Here is a 25816-nt window from a genome sequence, read left to right as displayed (position 1 = left end):
CTACGTACCCTGTATATATTTGGACTGTAGCCGTTCATTGAAAAAAATGCTTAGCTACTTGTTGCAAGCAGCAGATGGCGGGCTTTGAAGACTGGGCAATTGGGCTAGAGAGCGCCTGGTGGCTCCCCTTTTATGGCTGGGTGGGGACAGCGCTGGCTCTCCCTTGGGCCAGTGGCTGGATTAAGCGCAGTGGCCCACGTCCGGCAGCTTACCTCAATATCCTACTGACCTTTGCGGCCCTTGCTCATGGCCTTTGGCTGTTGCGGCAGGTTTGGGGTCGGGATCCCCAGATCCTGAACTACCTCTGGTTTCGGGTGGCCGATTTGGATTTGACCCTGTCTTTGGAGGTTTCGTCTCTGACGCTGGGAACCGTTGTCTGGTTCAGCGGCTTGAGCTTGCTGGCCCAGATCTATGCCTTGGGGTATTTGGATAAGGACTGGGGCTTGGGTCGCTTTGCCGCTCTGATGGGCTTTTTCGAGGGCGGGATGACGGGGATCGCCCTCAGCGATTCCCTGTTTTTCAGCTACGCGCTGCTGGAGATGCTGACGCTTTCCACCTATCTGTTGGTGGGCTTCTGGTACGCCCAGCCGCTGGTGGTTACTGCAGCGCGGGATGCTTTTCTCACCAAACGGGTGGGAGACCTGTTGCTGTTGATGGGGGTGGTGGCGGTCTCCAATTTCTCCGGCTCCTTGACCTTTTCCGGCCTGCGGGATTGGGCGGCTACGACCAGCTTGGATCCGACTTGGGCGGCCTTGATGGGGTTGGCTTTGATTGCAGGGCCGCTGGGCAAGTGCGCCCAGTTCCCGCTACACCTGTGGCTGGATGAGGCCATGGAGGCACCCAACCCGGCTTCGATCCTGCGCAACTCGGCGGTGGTAGCCTGCGGCGCTTTTGTCTTGATCAAGCTGCAGCCCCTTTTGGCTCTCTCTCCCCTCACCGATGGGGTGCTGGTGGTCATCGGCACGATTACAGCTATAGGGGGATCCCTAGTGGCCTTGGCGCAAATCGACCTTAAGCGCACCTTCTCCTACTCCACCAGTGCCTACCTAGGCTTGGTGTTTGTGGCGGTGGGGACGGGGCAGCCGGATTTGGCCCTGGAGCTGCTGCTCATGCACGGCCTGGCCAAGGCGCTGCTGTTTATGGGGGTGGGATCCCTCATCTACACCACTTCTACCCAGGATCTGACGGAGCTGGGGGGCCTAGGGAGCCGTATGCCGGCTACCCTGGCCGCCTTTGCCGTGGGATCCCTGGGGATGGTGGCTCCACTGGGGTGCTTTTGGACTCTCATTCGCCTGGCGCTGGTGTACAGCGAGCCGGCCCTGATGGGGGTGTTGCTGCTGGTTAACGGGCTGACGGCTTTGAATCTGGCGCGGGTGTTTGGTCTGGTCTTTTTGGGATCCCCGCAGCCCAAGACGCGCCGCGCGCCTGAGGTGGGCTGGCTGATGGCCCTGCCCATGGTTATCCTGACAGTGCAGAACTTGCTGATGCCCTGGCTCTTCTGGCGCTGGGGGCTTTATCCCGCTTGGATCCCGGAGCTGCAGCAGATGGCTGTCTTGCTGGGGACCGCAGGGTTGCTGGGAGCCAGTGTTGGTGCCTGGCTGTACTGGGGAGGCCGGCGGCGGCTGCGCCTGCCCTGGCCGGAGCTGCAGGATCTCTTGGCCCAGGATTTCTACACCGGGCAGCTCTACCAGGCGCTGCTGGTGCAGCCGGTCAGCGCCCTCTCCCGCGGACTGGAATGGCTGGATCGCAACGGGGTGGATGGCCTGGTGAACGGGGTGAGCCTGGCTTTTTGGTTTAGCAGCGAAGCCCTCAAGTACACCCTGTCGGGGCGGATGCAGCTCTACGTGCTGATCATTGTCATTGGGGTTGTGGTGGTTACCGCTTGGCTGCTGCGTTCGCCTCATTTGGGATTGGCCTATTGAGTGGGAGGAAGCGATGCTCAGCCTTTTGGTCGGGATCCCGTTGTTGGGCAGCATCTTGGTGGGGCTGATCCCCGAGCGAGCGGGGAAGGGCCTGCACCGGACTTTGGCTTTGGGGTTTGGCCTGGCTTTGTTGGGGCTGGGCTTGGGATTGCTGCTGCTTTTGGATCCTCAAGAGCAAGGGATCCAGATGGCCGAACGAGTGGCCTGGATCCCGCAGTTGGGCTTGGTTTATGAGCTGGGGGTGGACGGGATCTCCCTGCCGCTAGTGGTGATGACTGGCTTGCTGGTGTTGATTGCCCTTTGGGCCAGCGGCCAGGTGGAGCGGCCTCGCCTCTACTACAGCTTGGTGTTGCTGCTGGCAGCCGCCATTGCGGGGGCTTTTCTGGCCCAGAACTTGCTGCTATTCTTCCTGTTCTACGAAGTTGAGCTGATCCCGCTTTATCTGCTGATTGCCATCTGGGGCGGGCCGCGGCGCACCTATGCTGCCACCAAGTTTTTGGTCTACACCGCTGTCTCTGGTATTCTGCTGCTGATTGGCTTTTTCGGCCTCAGTTGGCTGAGCGAGGTTCACAGCTTTAGTTACACCGTTCTGCAGGCCCACCCCTTGCCCCTGCTGCAGCAGCTTTTGTTGCTTGTTCCCATCCTGCTGGGGCTGGCCATCAAGATCCCCTTGGTGCCCTTCCACACCTGGCTGCCGGATGCCCACGTGGAGGCTTCCACCCCCATTTCGGTGCTCTTGGCGGGGCTCTTGCTCAAGTTGGGCACCTATGGCCTGGTGCGTTTTGGCCTACAGCTTTTGCCGGCTGCCTGGGAGCAAGCCGGGCCCTGGCTGGCCAGTTGGGCGGTGGCCAATGTGCTGTATGGATCCCTGAACGCCTTGGTGCAGCAAGATATGAAAAAGCTGGTGGCCTACAGCTCCATTGCCCATATGGGCTACATTCTCCTGGCCACGGCGGCGGCCACCCCCCTCTCCTTGGTGGGATCCCTATTCCAGATGGTGAGCCACGGCCTGATTTCCTCGCTGCTGTTTCTGCTGGTGGGTGCCGTCTACGCCAATACCGGCACGCGGGATCTCAGGTTGCTGCGGGGATTGCTCAACCCAGAGCGGGGCTTGCCGCTTATTGGCAGCTTGACGGTGTTGGGGGTGATGGCCAGCGGCGGCACGCCCGGCCTGGTGGGCTTTATTGCCGAGTTCACCCTCTTTCGGGGCAGCTTTCCCGTCTTCCCCCTGCAGACGCTGCTGTGCATGGTGGGGACAGGATTGACGGCGGCCTACTTTCTGCTAATGGTGAACCGTGTCTTTTTCGGGCGCCTCTCGGAAGTGGCCATTGCCATGCAACGACATGCCGCCGGAGAACGCCTGCCTGCTGTAGTTCTAGCAGTGCTGGTGGTGTGGCTCGGCCTCCAGCCTGCCTGGGCAACCCATTGGGTGGAGTCCACCGCCGCTCACTGGGCCAGGCCGGTGGTCCTCAATCTTGCTGAAGCAGGCAGGCCGATCACTGCTTTCGGGCCTGGGTCATCTTCGTTGTGACGATTTGGTGAGATCAACTGGGTTTTTGTTGTTGTCTCAACTGCTGCTTCTCCCATGACTGCTACCCTGGTTCCCGCTCCTTCCTGTTTCTTTCTGGCCGGCTTAGATCCTCTAGAGCAATGGCGACTGGCTCCTATTGTCCAACGCCTAGAGGCAGGGGGAGCCCTTGTGCCGGATTCCCCCAGCAACCGGCTGGAGGTGATCGGCATCCTCCATAGCTACGGCCGGGTGCTGGATGCCTACTCCCAGAATTTAATCTTCATTGCCGACCACCAATTTTTGGAGCTGTTCCCCGCTTTTAAGTACTTTAACGGCGAAATTACGCCGGGCAAATGGCTGCGCTACCTCTGGCACGATCGCATCAACTACGAGTTTGCCGAATACTGCATGAAAGCCATGCTCTGGCATGGGGGGGGCGGTCTGGATCGCTATCTGGATACTCCCGAATTTGTCGAGCGGGCCAAGGTGGCCATTCGGGCCAAGTTCCGCTTCAACCCCCTTCTACAGGGCCTTAACTTCCTCTGCCCCGACTTTGCGCTGGAACAAGTGCGCATGCTGGCCATGTACAGCGGCCTGGGCCAGTTTTGGCGGGTGATGAGCGATCTCTTCCTGACCCTGGCCAAGCGCCACGAGAGCGAACCCCAGCTCACCCTTGCCGACGTGGTGGCCCACATCCAGCAGGGGTTGGTGGCAGCCGCCAACAAGCCCATCACCTACGCTCCCTGCATCTGGGGCCACCGCTATGAGATCATCCCCCTGTCGGCGGGGCTGACCTTCCTGCCCGACACGGCCCTGCCCTACGTGGAAGCCGTGTTTTTCCGCTCTTTCCCCTTCATGGGCACAGTCTCCTACAACGCCCAGGCGCACCAGATCCCAGTCGAGCAGGCGGACTTCGCCTATGGAGCCCTCTATGCCGATCCGCTGCCGGTGGGGAGCGCCGGGATCCCACCCACCCTCTTGATGCAGGATATGATGCGCCACCTGCCTGAGTCTTTGCGGGAGCACTACCGCCGCCAGCCACGCGGGGAAGATGACCTCAGGGTGAAAATCTGCCTCAGCTTCCAAAAGGCCATGTTCTGCGTTACCACTGCCGCCCTGCGGGCCCTTGCCCCCTTTCCTCTGGAAACCCAGGATCCAGAGCAGCAGTCGGCTAACCGCGAGTTCCTTGCCCCTTGGCTACAACGCCTGCTGGGATCCCGTCTGTTAAGTGTGCAAGACTAATGTTGGTTCTGTCGTTTTTCCAGGGGCGCTTGGAGCGATATCTGGCTCGCCAGAAGAGCAGGGGCTGCTTTGTAACATCCTACGTCTGTAGCTCCCGCGCAGCGGTGGCTAGGGGATCCCATTTTCGGATACAATGTCTTGTCTGATTGAGGAGTAGGGTGGCGTAGCCAAGTGGTAAGGCAGAGGTCTGCAAAACCTCTATGCGCCAGTTCGAATCTGGCCGCCACCTCTTAAACCTGACCTCCCTGGCGGGACACGCATGAAAGACAAGTTGATGTTGATGATCCCCGGCCCCACTCCCGTTCCCGAGAGTGCGCTGCTGGCCATGGCGCGGGGGCCTATAGAGCACCGCAGCAAAGAGTTCACCGCCATCCTGGAAGAGGTGACGGAGGGGCTGCGTTGGCTGCACCAGACTACTTCCGATGTGTTTGTCTTTGCCTCCAGCGGCACCGGGGCCATGGAAGCCGGGATCCTCAACACCCTTAGCCCAGGGGAACGGGTTTTGGTGGGGGTCAACGGCAAGTTTGGCGAGCGCTGGGCCGAGATGTCGGAGCAATTTGGCCTGCAGTGCGAGCGGATAGAAACCCCCTGGGGCGTGCCCTATCCCGTCGAGGTCTTCCAAGAAAAGCTGGCCGCCGACCGGGAGAAGACCATCAAGGCGGTCATTCTCACCCATTCGGAAACCTCTAGCGGCGTGGCCAACGATGTGCAGGCCATTGCGGCTGCCGCCCGCGAGCATGGGGAAGCGCTGGTAATTGTGGATGCGGTCACCAGTTTGGGGGCGATGCCAGTGCCCATGGACGAGTGGGGCTTGGATGTGGTGGCCTCTGGATCCCAGAAGGGCTACATGATCCCGCCGGGGCTGGGGTTTGTGGCCGTCAGCCCGCGGGCCATGGCTGCTGCCGAGCGCTCTCGCTTTCCCAAGTACTACTGGAGCTTCAAGCTGGCCCAAAAAGCCCTACGCCAGGGCACCACTCCCTTTACCCCGGCAGTAAATCTGTTTTACGCCTTGCAAGTTACCCTGCGCCTGATGCGGGCGGAAGGGTTGGAGGCCATCTACCGTCGCCACGACCGCTTGGCCCAGGCCACCCGCGCCGGTGTCAAGGCGCTGGGGCTGAAGCTTTTGGTGAACCCAGAGTCGGCGGCCAGCCCCTCGGTAACAGCCGTGCTGGCTCCCGAAGGGATCAACGCCGACACTATCCGCAGCACCCTGAAGAAGCATTTCGACATTGCCCTTGCCGCTGGCCAAGACCACCTCAAGGGCAAGATCTTTCGCATCGGCCACCTGGGCTTTGTGAGCGACCGAGACATTCTCACCACGCTGGCTGCTCTCGAGTCAACCCTGCACACACTGGGCTACAGCGACTTCTCTCCTGGAGCAGCCCTCAAGGCTGCTGAAGAGATCTTGACCAACCCTTAGGGATCCCTGGCCACTACTGTAGTTCTCCACACCTGGCACCCCTCCTGCACCCCGGCTAGAATGGGTGGACATCCTTAACAAAACATAAAACTTCGGAGCTTAGCTTCTCTGGAGCAGCGCCTGTTGGGGAGGCAAGGGTAGCCATGCTGGTTGGTTTGCAATGGGATCCCTGTAGAGTAGCTTCTGCGGTGGAGCTGCGGCAGGTGCTGCAAGGGATCGGCCCTCTTTCTTGTCCCTTGCAGTACAACTTTCATCTGCACACCTGCTGCTCCGATGGGCGCATGGATCCGGCAGACTTGGCAGAGCAGGCGCGCCGGCACGGCCTCAAGGGCCTGGCCATCACCGATCACCACACCCTGAAGGGCTACGAACAGGCCCGCGCTCACCTGGATCGCGCCGAGGATCCCATCCTGTGGCCGGGGATCGAGATTACAGCCAACCTGCTGGGCTGCGAGGTGCATATTCTCGGCTACGGGTTTGATCCTGCCGACCCTGTTTTGGATCCCTTTATCCAGGGGGAGCAGGTGCCCGGCCTGCCCGCTGCTGAGGCCATTGGGGCTATTCAAGCGGCTGGGGGCCTGGCAGTGCTGGCCCATCCTTTTCGCTACGGGTTGCCTGCGGAAGAGCTGGTTCCGGAAGCCGTGGAGCTAGGATTGGACGGCCTTGAGGTCTACTACGCCTACAAAAACCCGGAGATCTGGATCCCCTGCCCCGAAGTGACGGGGAAGGCCGAAGAGTTGGCCGAGACCTACGGACTTTTGAAAACCTGCGGCACCGATTCTCATGGCCCCAGTATCCTGAGGCGGATTTGAGCAAAGCCACCCAATAGAAAACTGGCTCCTAGGGGCGGGGATAGAGCAACTGGTCCAGCCGACGCAACTGCTCGGCCGTGCCCATACACAGCAATAGATCCCCCGGCTGCAGCAGGGTATCTCCACTGGGGCCGCCAATCAACTGGCCATCTGCCCGCCGAATCGCCACCACCAAAGCGCCAGAGCGGGCTCGCAAATTGGCTTTCCCCAAGGTTTGGCCGACATAGGGGCATTCTTGGGCCGCCAGCTCGTACTCCTCTAGGTAAAAAGTGCGATCCCGACCCGACAGGATCCCATCGACAAAGTCCACCACGCGGGGGCGCAAGGCAGCCGCCGCCATCCGCTTGCCGCCTGTGATATAGGGAGAAATGGCGTGGGCAACCCCGGCTCGCTGCAGCTTTTGCAAAGCCTCTTCCGTGTTGGCGCGGGCAATGGCGCGGATGCGGGGGTTCAGAGTGCGGGCCGACAGCACCACATAGAGGTTTTCGGCATCGCTGGAGAGGGCGGCGATCAACCCCTCGGCCTGCTGCACCCGCGCCGCCAACAAGGTGGCATCCAGGGTGCTGTCCCCATGAAGAGCGATATATCCCAGCTCTTGCGCCACCTGAATTGCCTCGGCAGATTGATCGATCACCAAAAACGGCACCCCCTCTGCCTGAAACTCTTGCGCCACCTGCCGCCCAATGCGCCCAAAACCGCAAACGATGTAGTGGTTGTTCAGTGCTTCCATCTGTTTCTTCCACTTTCGCTGCCGGATCCCTTCCTGAAAATGCCCTTGGATGAGGGCCTCTGTAAAGCGGTTCACCATAAACCCGATGCTCAAAACCCCCATCAGGATCAAGGCCACCGTGAACAAGCGCCCCCGGTTTCCTAGCGGCCTCACCTCCATAAAGCCCACAGTGGTTAGGGTAATGACGCTCATGTAAAACGCTTCCACCCAAGGCCATTGCTCCACCCTGTGGTACCAGAGGGTGCCGATTAGGACAACGCCCAGCAGCGCCCCTACCCCCAAACCAAGATCCCGCCGGATGCCGGGATCCCTGTTGGCAGGGGGAAAAGGGTGACGAGCAGAAGCCATACGGCCCAGCCAGATCGAGTCGGGGAAAAAGTGGGAACTACAATGGGTAGGAGAAAGTCAGTTTTCGAGCAGCAGCGAGGGGAGTGCAGATGCCCGAGTACATCAAGGTGGAATATCGGATCGACAAAAAAGGACAGGTGACCGAGACTGTGTTGAACGGATCTGGCTCCAGTTGTACTCTAGCCACGGCAGAGCTAGAAGCAGCCCTTGGAACTGTGCAAGAACGCAAGCTATTGCCGGAGTTTCATCAGCCAGCAGAAGCCGAGATAGAATCCCAAGTCTCTTTACCGCAAACCTGCTGACTCCGTCTCCTTGCCCCCAGTTTTCCCCTATCTACCTGCCTACCTTCGCTTCTTGCTCCCCTTGCCAGCAGCGCCGCTGGACCGCGCCGCCCCAACTGCCGACTGAAACAGCCAAACCGCCAAAGGGGCGGCGACGACCAAGATGATACTGGTGGGGCCGACGCCAAAATCCGGCTCACCGGAAGCCAACTCGAAAATCGAACCCACAGCGGCGATGGCACTGATGCAGGAAACGGCCAAGAGCAGGTAGCCTTTAACACTGGTGGTCATAGGGAACTCGTCTGTGGACTACGGTTAAGCGGTACAGCCTGTCTGGCACAAGGGGCAGCCGGGCAAACGTCTATTCGCGAAAAAGCCCTCCCACTCTCGAGAGGGCTACTTTCTATGCTACGGGCAGGGATCCCCAGCCAGCAAGCCAGAGCTGGGCTCTCTCTTAAAAAGCAACCCGGGAAGTGCAATTAGAGGGCAGGCCTAGCCATTGACGATGATCTTGCCGACCATGCCAGCCCCGCGGTGGGGAGTGCAGTAGTAGGTGTACTCACCCGGAGGGACATCGACAAAGGCCGATTCCACCACTTGGTTGGGAGCCGTGAGCAGGGCCTTGTGGGACAGCTTGGCCGCCAAGGCCGCATCGCCACCGGGTACCTTGTCAAAGACAACGTTGTGAGGATAGACCTTGTTGTTGACCCACCGAACAGTATCTCCCTGATTGATGGTGAGGGAAGGGGGATCGAAAATCAGTTGGGCCTTGTCAGAGCCCATTTTAACTGTGTAGGTTTCAGCAGCAGCAGGGTTGGACAGGAAAGCTACCCCAGCCACCCCGACTACGAGAGCGAGGAGGATGAGCTGCAGACGCTTCGCTAGGTTAAAAATGAACAACATGGATTCCTCTCAAAACGTAACGGCCGTCGCCCCCGCCTCTGCGACTAGTCCACCACTTTCCAAGTTGTGAAGGAAAGGTACCCAGCTCAGCAGGGACGTTCAACTTCTATCTTAGGATTTTAAGGCGGAACAGGAACACAGCGGGGCAGCTGGGTAGCCCCGTACTAAAGTACGGGGCGGAGAAGCTCGCTCGCGTTAGCGGGACGTAGTCCTTAAGCGACTTGAGTCGCTCGCCAATGTAAGCACCCACCCTGGTGAAAGGCCGCGACAGTGCCGTAAGTCAACAAGTAAGCGGAACCTCCAAGCCTTGCCTTTAGGAACCGTCTAGGGGCATCCTGACAGCGCCTTTGTGAGTTCCTCTGTGGACTGCGTAAGAATCCCCTGACTTAAAATCAGGGGAGTATCAACTACTACCTTGCTAGAGCCAGGGGCTGTTCCAGACGTTAGGGCCACAGGGAGAGATCGGGCTACGGGATTGCCTCGAGTCTCTCCCTTTCTCATTGTCTCTCACCGCAAGTCGGCGATTCTTGGCTCTGTAGGGTCTCGGAGAGAAAGCTGACCATTCCTGAAAATCCGGGAGTGCCTTGCCAGCCAAAATCCGTAGGGTTGCCGATGCGGGAGGGGGGTAGGCCATTCTAGCCTCTAAGCAGAGAACAAGGTGCTCTTCTCCTGCTGTTCTCCGATTGCTTGCTAGGTTGCGTGTAAGACACCAACTCGCTCAGTAGAACTGGAATGCTGTCTAAAATGTACAGTATTCGTCCATCGCCCGTACGAGTAAGCCTTCTACTCAGATTTTGGAATTGGCAGAACAAGGGCGAAACATTCAGGTCTTGGCTCGCTGCATCGGCACAGCCTTGAATTTAGGCAGTCCGCTCAAGTTGTAGTACATTACACTCCGCAGGCATGGGAGTAATGCCTGCTTTTCAACTCCTACCAGCTAATCTCGCTTGCACTTCTGCAGAGTTCCTCAGCAGCTTTTTCAGCCTGATGAGTTTTGTGGAGGGAGGGATCCCAAAAGTTTTTGGGCCCTCTCGGTAAGACAGGCATCCAGAGTGCCGCCTCTAATTTGGGGATCCCAAGGCTAGTGCTGAACGATTCCCTGAACCATAGCGTCGGTCAGTTGGCATACTCCCCAGCCCTAAAGAGTGGGGATTCTTGTTCTTGGTTCCACGACAGCACTTGCTGAGTTGTGGGCTGCCCCTTCCCAATAGCAGTGCTCCTCTCCCCACGCGTTCCCCTCTTACAGGGCAGTTCCCCAATGCCCCTAGGTGCTGTTCCAGCTTAATACTGCTTGCCCATACTGATTGTGAAGAGTTAAGCCATACCTCAAAAAGGGAGTCAACACGGATTTTCCAGCAAAAAAGTTGTATATTGGCCAGCCATTGGGATCCCCAAGCTTAGTGAACAACTCCCGCCACTCATCTTCGTTGAGTAAACGCAACAGAGATTTAACTTATTCTCCTCAATTGCAGTACGAACGGCTTTCATCCCGACACCGATTTGCGCTTGAGTCAACACAATTCACCCATACAGTGCGGGGCTTCCCGCCGATTAAGCTAAAGAGCCGTGACTGAGGATGTGCTTGCTGCCCTTGACCAGACCACTTGCCTAGGGTCGAAAGCCCTCCCCTGGCAGAGCCTCCAAGAGTTGAACACTTGGACGAAACAGCCGTCCTGCAGCCAGGGAGCATGTTATCCTGAGTTGGCTTAGTATGATTTCATAGCCGGGCTCAGCCGTCATCTTTCTAACTGCGGCTGGCTAACCCGCCGTTTAGGGATCCGGCTCAACTTTCTTCGCATTGCAGGCAAAAGACAATGGTAGGCATCTTCAGGCGCTTTTTCGGCTCTCGCGGTCAAGCAGATTCCAAACCTTCCTCAGAGACAGCTGCTCAGCCAGCTAAAAAGAAAGACAACACCTTTTTTCTCGACCCGGATGAGGCCAAAACCCTTGGCAACATCGAATACATGCGCACTCCCAGGATCGTGAAGCACACCTTCCAGGATTTTGGCTCTGCGGAGAAGGTGGAGGTAGTGGAGCAGGTTTCTTCCCTAAGCAAAGTTAAGTTGGCCGTAGAACAGGCCAAAGCTCCTGAACCTGCTTCTGAGCAGAGCTCTTCCACCTCAAACAGAAGCAGTGAAGCAGGCTTACGCCGCCAGGGGGGATCCGACCTGGACATGTTTCGCAACATGGCCCGCAGCCTGAAGCGCAAGTAGGCTGGATCCCAGCTTATTGGCTGCATAGGATACAACGGCTATCGAAACGGCCAACCAACACGAAATTCAAGGAGGGGCAATGGCGATTAAGCGAGGCACTCTGGTGCGGGCCATCCGCGAGAAATTGCAAGGCAGCCTGGAAGCCCAGGCCAGCGACTCTTTTATTCCCAGCTACGTCTTCGATACTGCTGGAGAAGTGGTGGATATCAAAGACAACTACCTCCAGATTAAGTTTGGGGCTGTTCCCACCCCCCCAATTTGGCTGCGGGCGGATCAGGTCGAGGAGATCGCGAGTTGAACAGGAGCATGGAAGGCTCCTCTTTGGCTTGAGGGAGGGCTAATGCTACCTCTGGCTTCTCCCACGCGCGAACAACTTCTGCAACGCAGGCGACTTTTGCGTCAGCAACGTCGCAACCGCTTTTGGCAGGGATCCTGGCGCTTAGCCAGCTCGATGGGCGTTCTGACACTGCTGGTGTTGGGTCTGCAGCAGCCCTACTGGCAAATTCGCCGGCCGGAGCAAATTCAGGTAAAGGGCAGCTACTGGGTGGATCCCGACTGGATACGGAGGCAATTGCCTCTGACCTATCCCGTGAACATCTGGCAGGTGCAGCCGGCTGTGTTGGAAAGAGCCTTACTGGGATCCCCAGCTCGCCCTTCTCCCCTCAAAAGCGTCCAGGTACAGCGGCAGCTGCTGCCGGTGGGGGTGATCGTCCAGGTGCGGGAACGGCAACCGGTTGCACGCGCCCGCCAGGGCGACCAGACAGGCTGGGTGGATCGGCAAGGCCATTGGCTGCCCCCCGATCCCTTTCGACACCACAGCGGATCCTCTCTCTCCTGGCCTGAGCTGGAGTTGCTGGGCTGGGAGAACCACACGCCCGAGCAATGGGCCTTGTTGCTCGAAGCCCTGCAACAGTCTGAGATCCGGATCGAGACCGTAGATTGGCAATCAGGAGAGGGAATCACGCTCCACACTGAGCTGGGCAACGTTTACCTGGGGCCGATTTCTGACCGCCTGCCCCTGCAAATTCAAACCCTCAACCAAATGCGGGATCTGCGCCGCTACTGCGAGTGTACACCCGACGAAATTCTCCAGATCGACCTGACCAGCCCCAGCGTACCCACCCTGCAGCTCACCCCTGCCGCCACCCAGAAGCGCTGGAAGCCCTTGGAGCAGCGCTAGCCCTGGGATGAGCTTGCTGCCATGAACACAGTGCCAGCGGTGGAAGTCAAACAGTTGTGGGTCGGCTATCCCGGTTGTCCGCCGGTGCTGCAAGGGCTGGATCTACGGGTTGAGGCCGGGCAGCACCTAGGGATCATTGGCCCCAATGGCGCCGGCAAAACCACCCTGTTCCTGGCCCTCGCCGGCCTGTTGCCCCCCTGTTCCGGCCAGATCACGTTGTTTGGGCAGCCGCTCCGGCCTGGCCAGTTTCGCCCTGAGGTGGGGCTGGTGTTTCAGGATCCCGACGATCAGCTGTTTGCTGCCTCGGTGGCCGAAGATGTAGCCTTTGGGCCACGCAACCTGGGACGTTCTGAGGCGGAGGTCGCGGCTGTGGTTCAAGCAACCCTGGAGATGACCGGCACCCTGCATCTGGCCAACTGTCCCCCCCATCATCTCTCCGGCGGCGAAAAACGCATGGTTGCGATCGCCGGGATCTTGGCGATGCAGCCGCAGTTGATCCTCTACGATGAGCCGACTGCCAACCTGGATCTGCGCGCCCGTCGCCGGCTAATCGCCTTTTTGTTGCAAGCAACGCACACCTTTCTGCTCGCTTCCCACGATCTGGAACTGATCCTGGAAGTGTGCGATCGGGTGCTCCTCTTGGATCAAGGCCGGATTTGTGCCCAGGGATCCCCGGCCCACCTGATGAGCCAACCCAACCTCATGGAAGCCCATGGCTTGGAAGTGCCACCCTCGCTGCGCCGATAACGGCAAAAGTTGAAAAGATGTCAAGAATTATTTTTGAGTTGATAACAATTTTGCCTCTCTTAATAAAAAGCTATCGTGCTAATTAAAAATATTGATTTTCGTCCAGGATTGAATGGGGATATCATTCTGTTAAGTCGGGGGATCCCTTCTCTGGGCTGTCCTCGTCGATTTTGTCGGATCGATTTTGTGCAAGAAAGATGGGGACTTAGCCTGGAGTTGGCAGCTTTGCCCGCCTAAGTGACAGTTGTGGTTAACCCAGATGGCTCCTACAACCTTTTCTGGCTTCAGTCTATTGAGTCTGAGGTCGGCGGCTGGGCAGGGCCTTCTCTCCAGGGGGAGGTCTGTGGTGGCTGGGGTAGGTGTGGCCGAGAAGAGCTGTCCACTGAGGTTTGGGCAGAGAATCTCCCGGATGAGTTCGATGGAAATTGCAGGATCGAACCCAATAGGGGAGATCAGGTTGGAGATCGATTGGCCTTATTGCTGGGTTCGGCAACGTTCAGGAACTGAGTGTTCAAAAGTGGAGGGTTGATATGCCTATTGCAGTCGGAATGATCGAAACCCGTGGGTTCCCGGCAGTGGTAGAAGCTGCCGATGCCATGGTAAAGGCCGCGCGCGTCACCCTCGTGGGTTACGAGAAAATTGGCAGCGGGCGCGTCACCGTGATCGTGCGGGGCGATGTCTCCGAGGTGCAGGCCTCGGTGGCCGCCGGCTTGGAGTCTGCCAAACGGGTGAGTGGGGGCGAGATCCTCTCCCACCACATCATCGCCCGTCCCCACGAAAACCTGGAGTTTGTGCTGCCCATCCGCTACACGGAGGCAGTGGAGCAGTTTCGCACCTAAACCAAGCAGTTGCACCTAGCCCGGAATTGACCCGAGCCGGAAAATCGGGCCGGGTTTACACTCCCCCAAAAATTTCAGCGTAAGGAGTCCCTATGGCTATTGCAGTCGGAATGATCGAAACCCTGGGCTTCCCGGCAGTGGTAGAAGCTGCCGACGCCATGGTAAAGGCCGCGCGCGTCACCCTCGTGGGTTACGAGAAAATCAGCAGCGGGCGCGTCACCGTGATCGTGCGGGGCGATGTCTCCGAGGTGCAGGCCTCGGTGGCCGCCGGGATCGAGTCGGTGAAGCGGGTCAATGGCGGCCAGTTGCTCTCCTGGCACATCATCGCCCGTCCCCACGAAAACCTGGAGTACGTGTTGCCCATTCGCTACACCGAGGATGTGGCTCAGTTCCGCGAAGGGGTCAACGCCATCCGTCCCTTCACCCGTCCATAGATGCGTATCGCGATTGTGCGGGGCACTGTTACCAGCACCCAAAAGGATCCCAGCCTGACGGGGGTGAAGTTTCTGGTGGTGCAGTATGTCGATCTCGAGGGCCGACCGCAGCCCGACTACGCTGTAGCCGCCGATCCGGTGGGGGCCGGCGCTGAGGAGTGGGTGCTGGTCAGCCAAGGCAGCGCAGCTCGCCAGCCGCAGGGGAACGAAACCCGCCCGTTGGATGCAGTGGTGATGGCGATCATCGACACCGTTAGCATTGGCGGTCGCTCCCTCTACAACAAGCGCGACCAACGCTAGCTGGGATCTCTCTTTCCTTTCCCTGACGTGTTCTAGAGGCTCACGGTTATGCCTGCTCACACCTACGCTGCGCCGCCAACGCCCTGGTCTCGCCGCCTGGCGGAGCCTACCATTCATCCCTCTGCCTACGTGCATTCCTTTTCCAATCTCATTGGGGATGTGCGCGTGGGCGCGCAGGTGCTGATTGCCCCAGGAACTTCCATCCGTGCGGATGAGGGCTCCCCCTTCTACATTGGCGACGGCTCCAACGTCCAGGATGGAGTGGTGATCCATGGCCTGGAACAGGGGCGGGTCATTGGCGAGGATGGCCAGCCTTACTCGGTTTGGATCGGCAAGAATACCTCCATTGCTCACATGGCTTTGATCCACGGGCCAGCCTACGTGGGCAACAACTGCTTCATCGGCTTTCGCTCCACGGTATTCAACGCGCGGGTGGGGGATGGCTGCATCGTCATGTTGCACTGCCTGATCCAGGATGTGGAGATCCCGCCGGGCAAGTATGTGCCCTCCGGCTCCATCATCACCACGCAAGCTGAGGCGGATCGGCTGCCCGATGTGCAGGATAGCGATGCCAAGTTTGCCCAACATGTGATCGGCATCAACCAGGCTCTGCTGGAAGGCTATCACTGCAGTGAAAACCTCGTCTGTATTGCTCCCATTCGCAACGAACTTCTGCAGTCGCGCACCTCTAACCCAACGGCTACGGAGACGGCATCTATGACTCATTCCTCCTCTCGCGCCAACGGCCGGAACGGCGGCGGATCCGTTCTCAAGCCGGAGGTGGTGGAGCAGGTTCGCGCCCTGTTGGCCCAAGGCTATCGGGTAGGGCTGGAATATGCCGATGCCCGCCGCTTCCGCACTTCTTCCTGGCAAAGCGAAAGCCCAATCACCAGCACCCGCGAGGCCGAGGTAATGCAATCGCTGGAAGCTATTCTGGCGGAGCACCGCGGCGAATACGTGCGCCTGCTGGGGATCGACCCCAAGGCAAAACGACGGGTGCTGGAGCAGATCATCCAAACCCCGGAGGGGCCGGCGACCGTTTCCGGATCCCCCAGCCACGTCTCGGTTACAGCCCCAGGTTCTGGGGCAGCCAGCCCGCGCCCTGACGCCGGCTTGGAGGAGGAGATCCGGGCGCTATTAGCGCAGGGGTATCGCGTCGGCCTGGAGGTGGCCGATGTTCGCCGCTACCGCACCTCTTCCTGGCAGACTTTGGGCAATTGGAGTGGCTCGGCCCAAGAGATCCTGGCGGCTGTGCAGGCGGCCCTGGCTGAACACACGGGAGAGTATGTGCGCCTGCTGGGGATCGATCCCAAGGCCAAACGGCGGGTGCTGGAGAAGGTGATTCAAACGCCCCAGGGGCAGGTGAGCAGCAGCAGTGGCGGAACAGCCCCGCCTGCAGAGGGGGGCAACCGGGGAGGGAGTGCTGCTGGCCTCGACCTGGAGTTACAGGAAGAGGTACATCGGCTGCTGGCTCAGGGCTATCGCATCGGCTACGAATATGCTGACGAGCGCCGCTTCAAAACCTCCTCTTGGCAAAGCGGGCCGACCATTCACGCTAGCCGCGGGCCGGAGGTGTTGGCCAAGCTGACGGCTGCTTTGGCGGAGCACCAAGGCCATTACGTGCGCCTATTGGGGATTGATCCCAAGGGGAAAAAGCGGGTTTACGAGCGCATCATTCAAACCCCCGGCGGCAAGTCGCCCGCCCCTGCAGCCCAGGGATCCCCAGCGGCTACTCCTGTTTCCACCGTTCCTGCCAGCACCCGACTCAGCAGCGAGGTGGTGGCACAGGTGCAGCAATTGCTCAGCCAGGGCTACCGCATTGGCACCGAACACGCGGACAAGCGGCGTTTTCGCACCTCCTCTTGGCAGAGCTGCAGCCCTATCGAGGCCACCCAGGTGCCCCAGGTGGTAGCGGCTCTGGAAGCCTGCCTGGAGGAGCACCGCGGCGAGTATGTGCGTCTGCTGGGCATCGACCCCAAAGCCAAGCGACGGGTGCTGGAGCAGATCATCCAAACCCCTTGAGGGATCCGCATTTTCTCTGAATCACTGTCGGTTCAAGGTTGGTTTTGGTCCGACCTCCTAGCGATGAGGAGCACCTTGGCTTTGCCTCTGCCCACCTCCACAATGCTGCGCTCCTGGCCCAGCCAGAACGGCGAAACTCACTACTATGTCAGTGGCGAAGTGCAGGTGGAGGCAGGAGCAGGCATCGGAGCGGGAGTGCTGTTGCGGGCCAACCCCGGCTGTCGCATCGAGATCGGGCGGGGCGTCTGTATTGGCATGGGATCCGTTCTCCACGCCTGTGGGGGATCCCTTGTCGTGGAGGCGGGGGCCACCCTGGGGATGGGGGTACTGGTGATCGGTCAGGGCACCATCGGCAAAAATGCCTGCATTGGCTCGGAAACCACGCTGCTCAACTGTTCGGTGCTCAGCCAGGCAGTGATCCCTCCCCGCTCGCTGGTCGGGGATCCCACCTATTCCAGCAGGCAAGAGGCGGAGGTGGGCATAGCTAGCGAGGCAGAGCCCGTGTCGGCAGTAGCCCCGCCAGAACCCTCTGAGGAAACCTTGCCTGAGCCGGCCTCTCCCCCCGATTCGCCGCTGGTTCAGGTGGAAAAGCAAACCCGTCGTTGGCAGGAGGCGGCTGAGCAAACCCAAGAGAACTCAAGATCCCCTAAGACCCGCAAGCTCAATGGGATCCCGGGCTATTCGGAGCTGGATCGGCTGCTGGGCAAGATCTATCCTTACCGGCAGATCCTATCCTCTGGGGGTGGCCAGTCTTGAGGGCTACACTGGCATAAAGAAGTAGGGTGCTATGTCCACCTCTTTGGGTCTTATTCAGACACGCAGCTTTCCGGTCATTGTGCGCATTGCCGACGCCATGACCAAGTCGGCAGGAGTGGCGCTGATCGGCTTTGAGAAGATCTCAGGAGGCTACTGCACGGCAATCGTACGGGGAGGGATTGCCGATGTGCGCATTGCCATCGAGGAGGGGATTGAGCTAGCCCGCCAGTTTGACCAAGAGGAAATCTCCAGTTTGGTCATTCCACGGCCTTTGCCCAACTTGGAGGCGGTGCTGCCCGTCAGCAGCAAGCTGTCTCAACTGGCGCAAAACCGCGGCTACAGCCGCCTCAGCAACTTGGCCGTGGGCCTGCTGGAAACCCGCGGCTTTCCGGCTATGGTAGGGGCCGCCGATACAATGCTGAAAACGGCGGATGTGCAACTGGCCGCCTACGAGACCATCGGCGACGGCCTGTGTACGGCCATCATTCGGGGCACGGTGGCCAACGTGGCCATCGCCATCGATGCCGGCATGTACGAGGCAGAGCGCATCGGCGAGTTGCATGCGGTGGCCGTGATCCCGCGCCCTCTCGACGAACTGGAGCAGGCTCTACCAGTGGCCAGTTGTTTCGTTGCCCAACCGGTTACCTTGCCGGTGGCCATCCCCCAAGCCCAAGGACAAGAGGTGCGGCGCAGCGATACCGTTGTCGAGCGGATCCCAGTTTATCTGGAGCCGCCGGAAACCCCTTAGGTTGACCTTGCAAGACGGGAAAGCTCGTGCTGTACCTGACCTCTCCGTATATGGGGGGGCACAGGGGGATGTTAGTTGAAGATCTGGGATTACCTCCAGAAAGCCGAGCGGGGCAGAGAGGAAAAATGTTAGGCTACTGGAAGACCTGGGTCCGTGCAGCTCCGACGCCCAAACCGTGTCAGGATCGGAAGATAGCAGCACTACGGGATGCTCTGAGCAGGCGCGTCAACCCGGGTCGCCCTTTTCCTGCACCTAGATTTTCCTTGTTCAAGTTGTTCCGCTGGCCCTGGCAAGGCACACCCTATGGCTGAGAAAGACAACCCCCTCGCCAACTTGGCTGAGAAAGCTTTCTACTTTGGTATGGGTCTGGCCGCTCTGGTGGCCGACAATGCCCCCAAGGTAGCTGGGAGTGCTAGAGAGCGCCTGCTGGAGCTGCGCAAGCAGGTGCAAGCCTTAGTCGATGAATTGGTAGAGTTGGGGGCAATGAGAGCCGAGGAGGCGCAGGCCTACATGGACGCCATTGCCGCCAATGCTAAGCGCAAGGAAGGGGGGGAGCCTGCTGGTGGCCCCCGCAAAATCACTATCGAAGATATAGGCGGAGCAGAGCTAGAAGGGAGTACTGCCATTGAGCTGTCGGAGGCAGCTCGCCTGCGCCGGCAGATTGCTGAGCTGCAGGCAGAACTGGAGCGCATCAAGAAAGAGACAGGTAGAGCCTAGGTCTCGCTAAAGACAGGGAGGGCTCCCTAGCTCTGCAGAAGCCAGCCCGCCCTCACAACTGTCCAGCAACGCGTCCTGGAGGACTCGAACCCCCGACATCCGGTTTTGGAGACCGACGTTCTACCAACTGAACTAAGGACGCATGGGTAAAGAACCAGCCCCTTACCTAGTTTACCCAGTGTAGCAGGTATGCCCAAAGCCTCAGAGGGCTTCTTCTTTAGAATCCGTTTTGGCTTTGATGCGAGTGGCCTTGCCCACTCGGTTTCGCAGATAGAACAGCTTGGCCCGCCGCACCTTGCCACGCCGCAACACCTGGATTGACTCAATGCGCGGCGAGTGAACCAGGAAGACCCGCTCCACTCCAATTCCCTGGAAAACCTTGCGCACCGTGATGGTGCGGTTGCATCCAGAGTGACGCATGGCGATAACCGTGCCTTCAAAGGCTTGCACCCGCTCTTTGCCGCCCTCTTGAATGCGCACCCCCACCCGTACCTGATCGCCAACATGGATCTCTGGCAGATCCGGCTTCATGTAGGCCGCTTCGATGGAGCGGAGGATCTCTTCGGCGTTGATGCGAGCGTTCATGGCTTTCCCGCGCTATCGGCAGCTAATCAGTGTAGCAATCCCCCCCTTTTTTGTACAGAGCCTGCCAGCCGCCCGCACCCACTAGCCGATGTGGGAAACCGCGTTTGCACCCCCTCTCCTTTTTCAATAGGCTGGATACAGAGAAAGCCCTTGTGAAAGGCGAGAGACTTTTGTGATCCTGCGCACCAATGAGCCCCAGACGGGATCCCCACCCCCTGCCAAATCTACTGACCAACCCCTGCCACAGAGCGGATCCCGCAACAGAGGACTGCCCATCGGCTGGATCCTGGTGGGGATGCTGTTGGCCGGCTTGGGCGGTGGCGGCATTCTCGTTCAGCGTCAGCTCCGGCAACAGATGGCCCAGCGTCTGCAGAGGCTAACGGTGCCCGTGCAGGTGACAGATCTCACCCAACGCCTGAGGGTGAGCGGCCAGGTGCAGCCGATCCGGCAGGTGAATGTCAGCCCCCGCGAGTCCGGTCGTCTGGCGGAGCTGCTGGTGGATCAGGGGGATGAGGTGGTGGCGGGGCAAGTGTTGGCTCGGATGGACTACGGCGATCTGGCCAGCAGCATTCGCCAAGCCCAAGCCCGCATCCAAGAGCTACAGGCCCGCCTGGCGGAACTGCAAGCCGGCGAGCGACCCCAGGTCATCGCGGCAGCCCAGGCTAGGGTGGACGCGGCGCGGTCGCAGGTGAGTTTGGCCCAAAGGGAATTGGAGCGGATTCAGGCGCTGGTGCAGGAGGGGGTTGTAGCCCGCAGCGAGCTGGATCAACGCCTAGCTCGCTTGGAACAAGCGCAAGCGGACTTGCAAGCTGCCCAACAAGAGCTGGAGCGATTGCAGTCAGGTAGCCGCCCAGAAACGCTGCAGCAGATCCAAGCTCAGATTGCCCAGGCGCAAGCCGAGCTGGCGCAGCGGCAATCTCGCCTGGCTGAGGCCGAGATCCGGGCGCCTTTTTCCGGCGTGGTGGTGCAGCGCTTTGCCGAGGTGGGATCCTTTGTAACTCCCACTACCGCAGCTTCCGATGTCACCGCCGCCTCTTCCAGCTCCATCTTGGCACTGGCCCAAGGGATCGAAGTGCGAGCAGAGGTGCCGGAGGCGCAAATTGCCCAGGTGCGGGTGGGGCAGCCGGTGGAGATCCGATCCCTGGCCTATCCGGATCGGGTGGTGCAGGGGCGGGTGAAGCGGATTGCCCCTGCCACGGTGGTGGTGCGGGAGGTCACCGTCTTTCGGGTCATGATCGAGCCGGAGCCGGGGGCAGACTTTTTGCGCACCGGCATGAACGTCTCGGTGGATTTTATCGGGGAGCGGCAGCCTCAGGCGCTCACAGTGCCCTCGGTGGCCATCCTGCGGGAGCAGGGCCAAGAGGGGGTGATCCTGCTGGATCCGCAAACCCAGCGGCCCGTCTATCGACCAGTGGAAACGGGCCTCACCCAGGGCGGGATCACCCAAGTGCTCTCCGGCTTGCGGGCGGGGGATCGGGTCTTTACGGCGCTGCCGCCGGGGGTGAACCTAGAGGCTTTGATCCGACAAGAGCAAAATCGCAGCGAAACCGCTCAAATCAAGCCACACCCATGAGCCTACCGATTGCAGCCCAAATGGCCTGGCAAATGGTGCGCCGCTACCGCCTGCGCACCGGTTTAAGCATGTTGGGGATCCTCATCGGCAACGCCGCTGTGGTGGCCATTGCTGGGTTTGGCCATGCCGCCCAGGAGCTGGCCGTGGATCAGTTCCGTTCTTTGGGCACCAACTTGCTCATTGTCTTTTCTTCCAGCTTGGGCCTGGCGGACGCCAGCAACACCCGTCCCATCACCCTCGACGATCTACGGGCAATTGCCGCGGAAGTGCCCGCTGTGTCGGCAGCCGTCCCCAGTCTTGTGGTCAATGTGCGCGCCGTGCGGGGCGGAGTGGATCGCCGCTATGAGGCCACAGGCACCTGGCCGGAGTATTTGTCGGTGCTGAATTTGGAGGTTGAGGAAGGCCGCTTTCTCTTGCCGGCGGATATTGAGGAGCAGCGCCCGGTGGTGGTGCTGGGCAGCGAGGCCGCCCGCGAGCTGTTCGGCTTGGATCCTGCCGCTGCAATTGGGGAGACGCTGCTGCTGAACAACTTGCCCTTTGAGGTAATCGGCACGTTGCGTTCCAAGCCAACGGTGTTTGGCAACAGCGATGCTGGCCTGTTTTTGCCGGTGGATGTGGTGGCCAACCGCTTTGTCGGGCGGCGTTCCCCCTACGGCCTGGAGCTGACGGCGATCTTTGTCTCGGCCCGCTCTGAAGCCGATCTGCCGGCTGCCGAGTTCCAGATCCGCAACTTGCTGCGGCAACGGCACCAACTGGTGGGGGAGGATGACTTTGTTGTCCGCAACCAAAAGGTGTTGCTGGACGGGGCGGCCAGGATCTTAACTCTGCTGCGGGTGTTGTTGACCGGCACAGCGGCGCTCTCGCTGCTGGTGGGCGGGGTGGGGATCATGAATGTGATGCTGATCTCGGTGGCGGAACGCACCTCTGAGATCGGGCTGCGCAAGGCGATCGGCGCCGATAGCCGGCAAATTTTGCAGCAGTTTGCCACCGAAGCTATTCTCATTGCCGTCAGCGGCGGCGTGGCCGGGATCCTCCTCAGCAGCGGCCTGCTGGTGGCGGTGCAAGTGTTCACGCCCCTGGCTACCCGCGTGGATGCAGTGGCAGTGGCAGTGGCCTTTTCCCTCTCGACAGGGATTGGGCTGGTCTTCGGCATTTTCCCGGCCCGGAAAGCGGCGCAACTGGATCCCATCGAGGCCCTGCGAGCCTGAGATCCCCCATTCGTAGGATAATGGGAGCTTACAGTTGACACTCCCGCGACTAAAGTCGGGGGATTCTTACGCAGTCCACAGTTGGACTCGTAAAGGCGCTGTCAAGACGCCCCTAGACGGTTCCCAGAGACAAGGCCTCAAGGTTCCGCTTACTTGTTGACTTACGGCACTGTCCGGGTTTTTCACCGGGGCAGGTGCTGACTTAAGATTACAAGATAACATTGGCGAGCGACTCCAGTCGCTCGAAGGCTTTTCTGCCCTGCACTACTCGCGCTAGCGGCGCGGAGCGCTGAGTACGGGGCTACCAAGTTACTCTGCTGTGTTGAGTTGTCCGCCGTTCGCTAAGGAGCTTCCCCCTTGGTCAGAGAGCGAGTAGAGGTGATCGTCCCTGCCACCACCGCTAACTTGGGGCCGGGGTTCGATTGCATCGGTGCAGCCCTGGAGCTCTACAACCACTTCCAATTTCGCGAGATTCCCACCGGTCTCAGCATCCACTATCGAGGCAGCGATCACATCAGCCAGAGCAAGGACAACCTGGTGTATCGCGCCTTCTGCCGCGCTTTCGAGCTGCTCAGCAAGCCGGTGCCGGGGGTGGAGATTGAGATTACCCTCAACGTGCCCCTGGCGCGGGGGCTGGGCAGCTCTGCCACTGCGATTGTCGGCGGCCTGCTGGGGGCCAATGCTCTTGGATCCCTGAACCTGGCTCCTGAGACTCTCCTGCAGTTGGCCATTGCCCTCGAAGGCCATCCCGACAACGTGGTGCCTGCCCTCCAGGGCGGCTGTCAACTCTGTGTGCAGGGGCAGCAGGGGCAATGGGTATTTTGTCCGGTGGATTGGCACGAACACATCGGCCTGGTGGCGGCAGTGCCTAACTTTAAGCTGTCCACCCAGGCGGCCCGCGAGATCCTGCCCAAGTCCGTCAGCCTGGCGGATGCTGTCTTTTCCGTCAGTCACCTGGGGCTGCTTATCCGCAGCCTGCAGTCGGGGCGGGTGGACTGGCTAAAGGTGGCCTTGCAGGATCGGCTGCACCAACCGGCGCGCATGGAGCTAATTACCGGCTTCAAAACCGTCCAGGCGGCGGCTCTGGCTGCCGGGGCCTATGGGGTGGTGATCAGCGGGGCTGGCCCCACACTTTTAGCCTTCTGCGCCCCGGAGGAGCGAGAACGAGTGGGATCCGCCATGGTCGGCGCCTGGGAGCAACTGGATATCGAAGCAGAGGCCAAACCCCTGAATTTGGATCGAGAGGGGGGACGGGTGGTGATCCATTCCCAAGTATAGAGGAGGCTCTTGGGTCAAGCTGGTCATCCCGATTGAAAGGGGGTCGTGCTTTTAGAATACGACCCTTTGAAAGACTGGGCAAAACTCTTTCGGCATCCCTACCCTGGCAGGAGCAGGCCCTCTGGCAGCAATAGGAGCAGGGGGGGGAGAAACAGCCAAGCTGCCACCGCCAAAGCCGCCATCGCCGCCACCAACACCGCTCCGGCAGCGCAATCTTTAGCAATTTCTGCCAGCAGGTGATAGCGGCTGCCCAGGGTCAGATCCACCACTGCTTCCAGGGCAGTATTCACCAGCTCCAAGGCCATCACCATCCCGCTGGTCAAGCTGATCAGGGCCATTTCTACAGCGCTCAGCCGCAGGGCCAACCCCAAGACAAAGGCCACCACCGCCACAGCCAGGTGGATGCGAAAGTTGCGCTGGGTGCGGGCGGCGTACAGCAGGCCCTTTCCCGCATAGTAGAAGCTTTTACTGAGGCTAGTGGCCACCTGCCACGAGGGGGGGCGCTGCCAGGGATCCTTCGCCGTGAGGTCAGCCTGGGCTCCCGCATCTGCTGCCTTGGAGGGATGGGCCGAATTGACCTGCGCTGAAGTAAAAGGAGCTCGCTGTCGCAATGCCGCCAAACGCAGCGGCTGGGGAAAACGGCTAGGGCTGCTGGCCATGGGTCACCTCCAGATCTTCTTGGATGGCGGCAAGCAGGTAGCGCTGTTGCTGCAACATGCGCTGTAGGGAAAGCTCATCGGGGTGATCCCATCCCAGGAGATGCAGCAGGCCGTGGCTGGCCAGCCAGGCCAATTCCTGCGACAGCCGCTGCCCCTGGGCTTTTGCTTGCGCGCAAGCAGTGGGTACCGAAATTACGATATCCCCCAGCAGGCGCACCCCTGTTATCTTCTGCAGCTCGACAGGGGTGGACATCTCCTCGGCGGCAAAGGCCAGGACATCGGTGGGAGCGTCGATGTGGCGAAACTCGCGGTTGAGCTGGCGGATGTGCTCGTCGGAGGTGAGGCAAAGGCTGAGCTCGCAGGGATCCTTCACCCCCAGCTCTCGCAGCCACACTGCAAACCAACGGTGCCAAGTGGCTTCCTCAACTGGGCTGGGGACGTTTAGCTCCAGGTACAGATCCAGGAATCCATCCATGCAGGCCTCACTCACACCATGCACCTTATTCTAGTGGTTTGCTCAGCTCGGGCCAGGCCTCGGCGGCTCTCTGGTTGGCAAGCTGTTGTAGCGTTTGCCGCAGCCGATTCTCCAGCTTTTGCCGGCAACTGTCTGGATCGACCCCTCGCGGGGAAAGAAGCTCCGCTGGGAACAGATCTCCGGCGATGCCGACAGCCCAGGCCCCTGCCTGCAGATATTCTGCTGCATTGGCCAAGGTGACTCCCCCCGTTGGGATCAAAGGCAGGGATCCCAGCACTGGTTGCAGGTGGCGTAGGTAACGGGATCCGCCAAGGCTTTCTGCCGGAAACACCTTCACTGCCGTTGCCCCCGCCTGCCAGGCCCTCCAGATCTCGCCAGGGGTGAGGGCGCCGGGCACGATGGGCAGCCCCGCTTCCCGACCCCAGCAGATGATGCTCTCGTCCGTAAAGGGGCAAACATAGAATTGGGCTCCCGCTTGCCAAGCCTGCTCTGCCATCTGCCGATTTAAAACCGTGCCCACTCCTATCCAGCAATGTGGGTAGTCTTGCCGCAGTTGGGCAATCAACTCCAGATATCGGGGAACGTGGGGAGTGATCTCAATGTGGCGGATCCCGGCCCGGATGGCCAAGGTGGATCCCTCAAGGGCCTGAGCGTGGCTGGCCGAGAGGCGAATCACTGCGATTAGCGGCTCCTGCCACAGGTGGAGCAGCCAGGGGTGCTGTGACCTTTCTCCAAATTTGCCTTCAGAATGCTCGAACACCATCTGTGGGAAAGTAACCTCTCATGGATTTCCCCTGCTGCAGTTGCTTGGCTTCAATATGAACTACCCCACCGCGCAGGCGGGTGGGGTTTCCTCACCCGCTTGACAGCAGAGCTTTTGTCTCTTCTTCTGCCCCAGTTGCTTCATCGATCCC

General features: G+C 60.0%; 27 protein-coding genes, 2 tRNA genes and 1 other RNA gene. 22 read left to right on the top strand and 8 right to left on the bottom strand.

The annotated features are described in order from the left end of the window. Positions 1–74: 74 nt before the first annotated feature. The 6 genes from NW845_RS03750 to NW845_RS03725 all read left to right on the top strand — a co-directional run bounded on the left by NW845_RS03750 (position 75) and on the right by NW845_RS03725 (position 6906). Positions 75–1922 (top strand): NAD(P)H-quinone oxidoreductase subunit F, encoded by a 1848-nt coding sequence (locus NW845_RS03750; protein ID WP_414376902.1) that lies wholly within the window; start codon positions 75–77, stop codon positions 1920–1922. A 13-nt stretch (positions 1923–1935) separates the two neighbouring features. Next, on the top strand, positions 1936–3453 hold the full coding sequence (locus NW845_RS03745) for an NADH-quinone oxidoreductase subunit M (protein ID WP_414376901.1): 1518 nt from the start codon (positions 1936–1938) through the stop codon (positions 3451–3453). Positions 3454–3507: 54 nt separating this feature from the next. Next, positions 3508–4674 (top strand): CO2 hydration protein, encoded by a 1167-nt coding sequence (locus tag NW845_RS03740; RefSeq protein ID WP_414364134.1) that lies wholly within the window; start codon positions 3508–3510, stop codon positions 4672–4674. A 157-nt stretch (positions 4675–4831) separates the two neighbouring features. Further along, positions 4832–4903: transfer RNA gene (locus NW845_RS03735), tRNA-Cys, on the top strand. Between the two features lie 30 nt (positions 4904–4933). Continuing rightward, positions 4934–6094, top strand: a complete 1161-nt coding sequence (locus tag NW845_RS03730; RefSeq protein ID WP_414333171.1) for a pyridoxal-phosphate-dependent aminotransferase family protein — start codon at positions 4934–4936, stop codon at positions 6092–6094. A gap of 143 nt (positions 6095–6237) precedes the next feature. Next, the gene (locus NW845_RS03725) at positions 6238–6906 is read left to right on the top strand and encodes a PHP domain-containing protein (RefSeq protein WP_414376899.1); all 669 of its coding nucleotides are present in this window, start codon (positions 6238–6240) and stop codon (positions 6904–6906) included. Between the two features lie 28 nt (positions 6907–6934). On the opposite strand, the gene NW845_RS03720 is transcribed toward NW845_RS03725, so the two are convergent. Then, complete coding sequence (locus NW845_RS03720) at positions 6935–7984, bottom strand: potassium channel family protein (protein ID WP_414376897.1); 1050 nt, start codon at positions 7982–7984, stop codon at positions 6935–6937. A gap of 89 nt (positions 7985–8073) precedes the next feature. Here NW845_RS03720 and NW845_RS03715 point away from each other — a divergent pair, with 89 nt between their 5' ends. Next, the gene (locus NW845_RS03715) at positions 8074–8286 is read left to right on the top strand and encodes a DUF2997 domain-containing protein (RefSeq protein WP_414376895.1); all 213 of its coding nucleotides are present in this window, start codon (positions 8074–8076) and stop codon (positions 8284–8286) included. A gap of 39 nt (positions 8287–8325) precedes the next feature. Here the strand turns inward: NW845_RS03715 and NW845_RS03710 are convergent, their stop codons facing one another. Both NW845_RS03710 and petE read right to left on the bottom strand, forming a co-directional pair. Further along, positions 8326–8556 carry a hypothetical protein gene (locus tag NW845_RS03710; protein ID WP_414376893.1) on the bottom strand — a complete coding sequence of 77 codons (231 nt, stop codon included), beginning with the start codon at positions 8554–8556 and terminating at the stop codon, positions 8326–8328. Positions 8557–8757: 201 nt separating this feature from the next. After that, the gene (gene petE / locus NW845_RS03705) at positions 8758–9168 is read right to left on the bottom strand and encodes a plastocyanin (RefSeq protein ID WP_414364139.1); all 411 of its coding nucleotides are present in this window, start codon (positions 9166–9168) and stop codon (positions 8758–8760) included. 1814 nt (positions 9169–10982) lie between these two features. Here petE and NW845_RS03700 point away from each other — a divergent pair. The 12 genes from NW845_RS03700 to NW845_RS03645 all read left to right on the top strand — a co-directional run bounded on the left by NW845_RS03700 (position 10983) and on the right by NW845_RS03645 (position 19124). After that, entirely contained in the window at positions 10983–11381 is a 399-nt protein-coding gene (locus NW845_RS03700) for a hypothetical protein (protein ID WP_414364140.1), read from the top strand. Between the two features lie 79 nt (positions 11382–11460). After that, positions 11461–11679 carry an NAD(P)H-quinone oxidoreductase subunit O gene (gene ndhO, locus NW845_RS03695; RefSeq protein ID WP_414364141.1) on the top strand — a complete coding sequence of 73 codons (219 nt, stop codon included), beginning with the start codon at positions 11461–11463 and terminating at the stop codon, positions 11677–11679. Between the two features lie 96 nt (positions 11680–11775). Continuing rightward, positions 11776–12561, top strand: a complete 786-nt coding sequence (locus tag NW845_RS03690) for a cell division protein FtsQ/DivIB (protein WP_414376891.1) — start codon at positions 11776–11778, stop codon at positions 12559–12561. A gap of 21 nt (positions 12562–12582) precedes the next feature. Further along, positions 12583–13308 (top strand): energy-coupling factor ABC transporter ATP-binding protein, encoded by a 726-nt coding sequence (locus tag NW845_RS03685; RefSeq protein ID WP_414364143.1) that lies wholly within the window; start codon positions 12583–12585, stop codon positions 13306–13308. Positions 13309–13838: 530 nt separating this feature from the next. Beyond that, a complete protein-coding gene (locus NW845_RS03680) occupies positions 13839–14147 on the top strand; it encodes a carbon dioxide-concentrating mechanism protein CcmK (RefSeq protein WP_011430450.1) in 309 nt (102 codons plus the stop codon). Positions 14148–14239: 92 nt separating this feature from the next. Continuing rightward, positions 14240–14581 (top strand): carbon dioxide-concentrating mechanism protein CcmK, encoded by a 342-nt coding sequence (locus NW845_RS03675; RefSeq protein ID WP_011430451.1) that lies wholly within the window; start codon positions 14240–14242, stop codon positions 14579–14581. Continuing rightward, on the top strand, positions 14582–14881 hold the full coding sequence (locus NW845_RS03670) for a EutN/CcmL family microcompartment protein (RefSeq protein WP_011430452.1): 300 nt from the start codon (positions 14582–14584) through the stop codon (positions 14879–14881). A 48-nt stretch (positions 14882–14929) separates the two neighbouring features. Further along, positions 14930–16903, top strand: a complete 1974-nt coding sequence (locus NW845_RS03665) for a ribulose bisphosphate carboxylase small subunit (protein ID WP_414376889.1) — start codon at positions 14930–14932, stop codon at positions 16901–16903. A gap of 75 nt (positions 16904–16978) precedes the next feature. After that, on the top strand, positions 16979–17659 hold the full coding sequence (locus NW845_RS03660) for a hypothetical protein (protein WP_414371514.1): 681 nt from the start codon (positions 16979–16981) through the stop codon (positions 17657–17659). Between the two features lie 31 nt (positions 17660–17690). Further along, the gene (locus tag NW845_RS03655; RefSeq protein ID WP_414364146.1) at positions 17691–18407 is read left to right on the top strand and encodes a BMC domain-containing protein; all 717 of its coding nucleotides are present in this window, start codon (positions 17691–17693) and stop codon (positions 18405–18407) included. A 142-nt stretch (positions 18408–18549) separates the two neighbouring features. After that, positions 18550–18647, top strand: an RNA gene (gene ffs, locus NW845_RS03650) — signal recognition particle sRNA small type. Positions 18648–18710: 63 nt separating this feature from the next. Continuing rightward, positions 18711–19124: a hypothetical protein gene (locus NW845_RS03645; RefSeq protein ID WP_414376887.1), complete on the top strand. Its 414-nt coding sequence runs from the start codon at positions 18711–18713 to the stop codon at positions 19122–19124. Positions 19125–19193: 69 nt separating this feature from the next. Here NW845_RS03645 and NW845_RS03640 read toward each other — a convergent pair. Both NW845_RS03640 and rplS read right to left on the bottom strand, forming a co-directional pair. Further along, positions 19194–19266, bottom strand: a tRNA-Trp gene (locus NW845_RS03640). A gap of 59 nt (positions 19267–19325) precedes the next feature. Continuing rightward, positions 19326–19709 carry a 50S ribosomal protein L19 gene (gene rplS, locus NW845_RS03635; protein WP_414364148.1) on the bottom strand — a complete coding sequence of 128 codons (384 nt, stop codon included), beginning with the start codon at positions 19707–19709 and terminating at the stop codon, positions 19326–19328. Between the two features lie 172 nt (positions 19710–19881). Here rplS and NW845_RS03630 point away from each other — a divergent pair, with 172 nt between their 5' ends. From NW845_RS03630 to thrB, 3 genes are all read left to right on the top strand, one after another. Further along, entirely contained in the window at positions 19882–21282 is a 1401-nt protein-coding gene (locus NW845_RS03630) for an efflux RND transporter periplasmic adaptor subunit (protein ID WP_414376885.1), read from the top strand. Next, on the top strand, positions 21279–22490 hold the full coding sequence (locus NW845_RS03625; protein WP_414364150.1) for an ABC transporter permease: 1212 nt from the start codon (positions 21279–21281) through the stop codon (positions 22488–22490). Before NW845_RS03630 ends, NW845_RS03625 begins: the two co-directional genes overlap by 4 nt. A gap of 357 nt (positions 22491–22847) precedes the next feature. After that, positions 22848–23768, top strand: a complete 921-nt coding sequence (thrB, locus tag NW845_RS03620) for a homoserine kinase (RefSeq protein ID WP_414376883.1) — start codon at positions 22848–22850, stop codon at positions 23766–23768. Between the two features lie 98 nt (positions 23769–23866). Here the strand turns inward: thrB and NW845_RS03615 are convergent, their stop codons facing one another. Genes NW845_RS03615 through eda form a run of 3 tightly spaced genes read right to left on the bottom strand, consistent with a single transcriptional unit; the run spans position 23867 to position 25665 of the window. Next, positions 23867–24427 (bottom strand): diacylglycerol kinase family protein, encoded by a 561-nt coding sequence (locus NW845_RS03615; protein WP_414376881.1) that lies wholly within the window; start codon positions 24425–24427, stop codon positions 23867–23869. After that, entirely contained in the window at positions 24411–24902 is a 492-nt protein-coding gene (gene ybeY, locus NW845_RS03610) for an rRNA maturation RNase YbeY (RefSeq protein ID WP_414364153.1), read from the bottom strand. Before ybeY ends, NW845_RS03615 begins: the two co-directional genes overlap by 17 nt. A gap of 25 nt (positions 24903–24927) precedes the next feature. Then, positions 24928–25665 carry a bifunctional 4-hydroxy-2-oxoglutarate aldolase/2-dehydro-3-deoxy-phosphogluconate aldolase gene (eda, locus tag NW845_RS03605; RefSeq protein ID WP_414364154.1) on the bottom strand — a complete coding sequence of 246 codons (738 nt, stop codon included), beginning with the start codon at positions 25663–25665 and terminating at the stop codon, positions 24928–24930. Positions 25666–25816: the final 151 nt, after the last annotated feature.

Source organism: Synechococcus sp. H60.2 (genome assembly GCF_047462315.1).
Lineage (GTDB): Bacteria > Cyanobacteriota > Cyanobacteriia > Thermostichales > Thermostichaceae > Thermostichus.
Note: the sequence above shows the minus strand (reverse complement) of the source record. Positions and strands in the feature narration are given on the sequence as shown.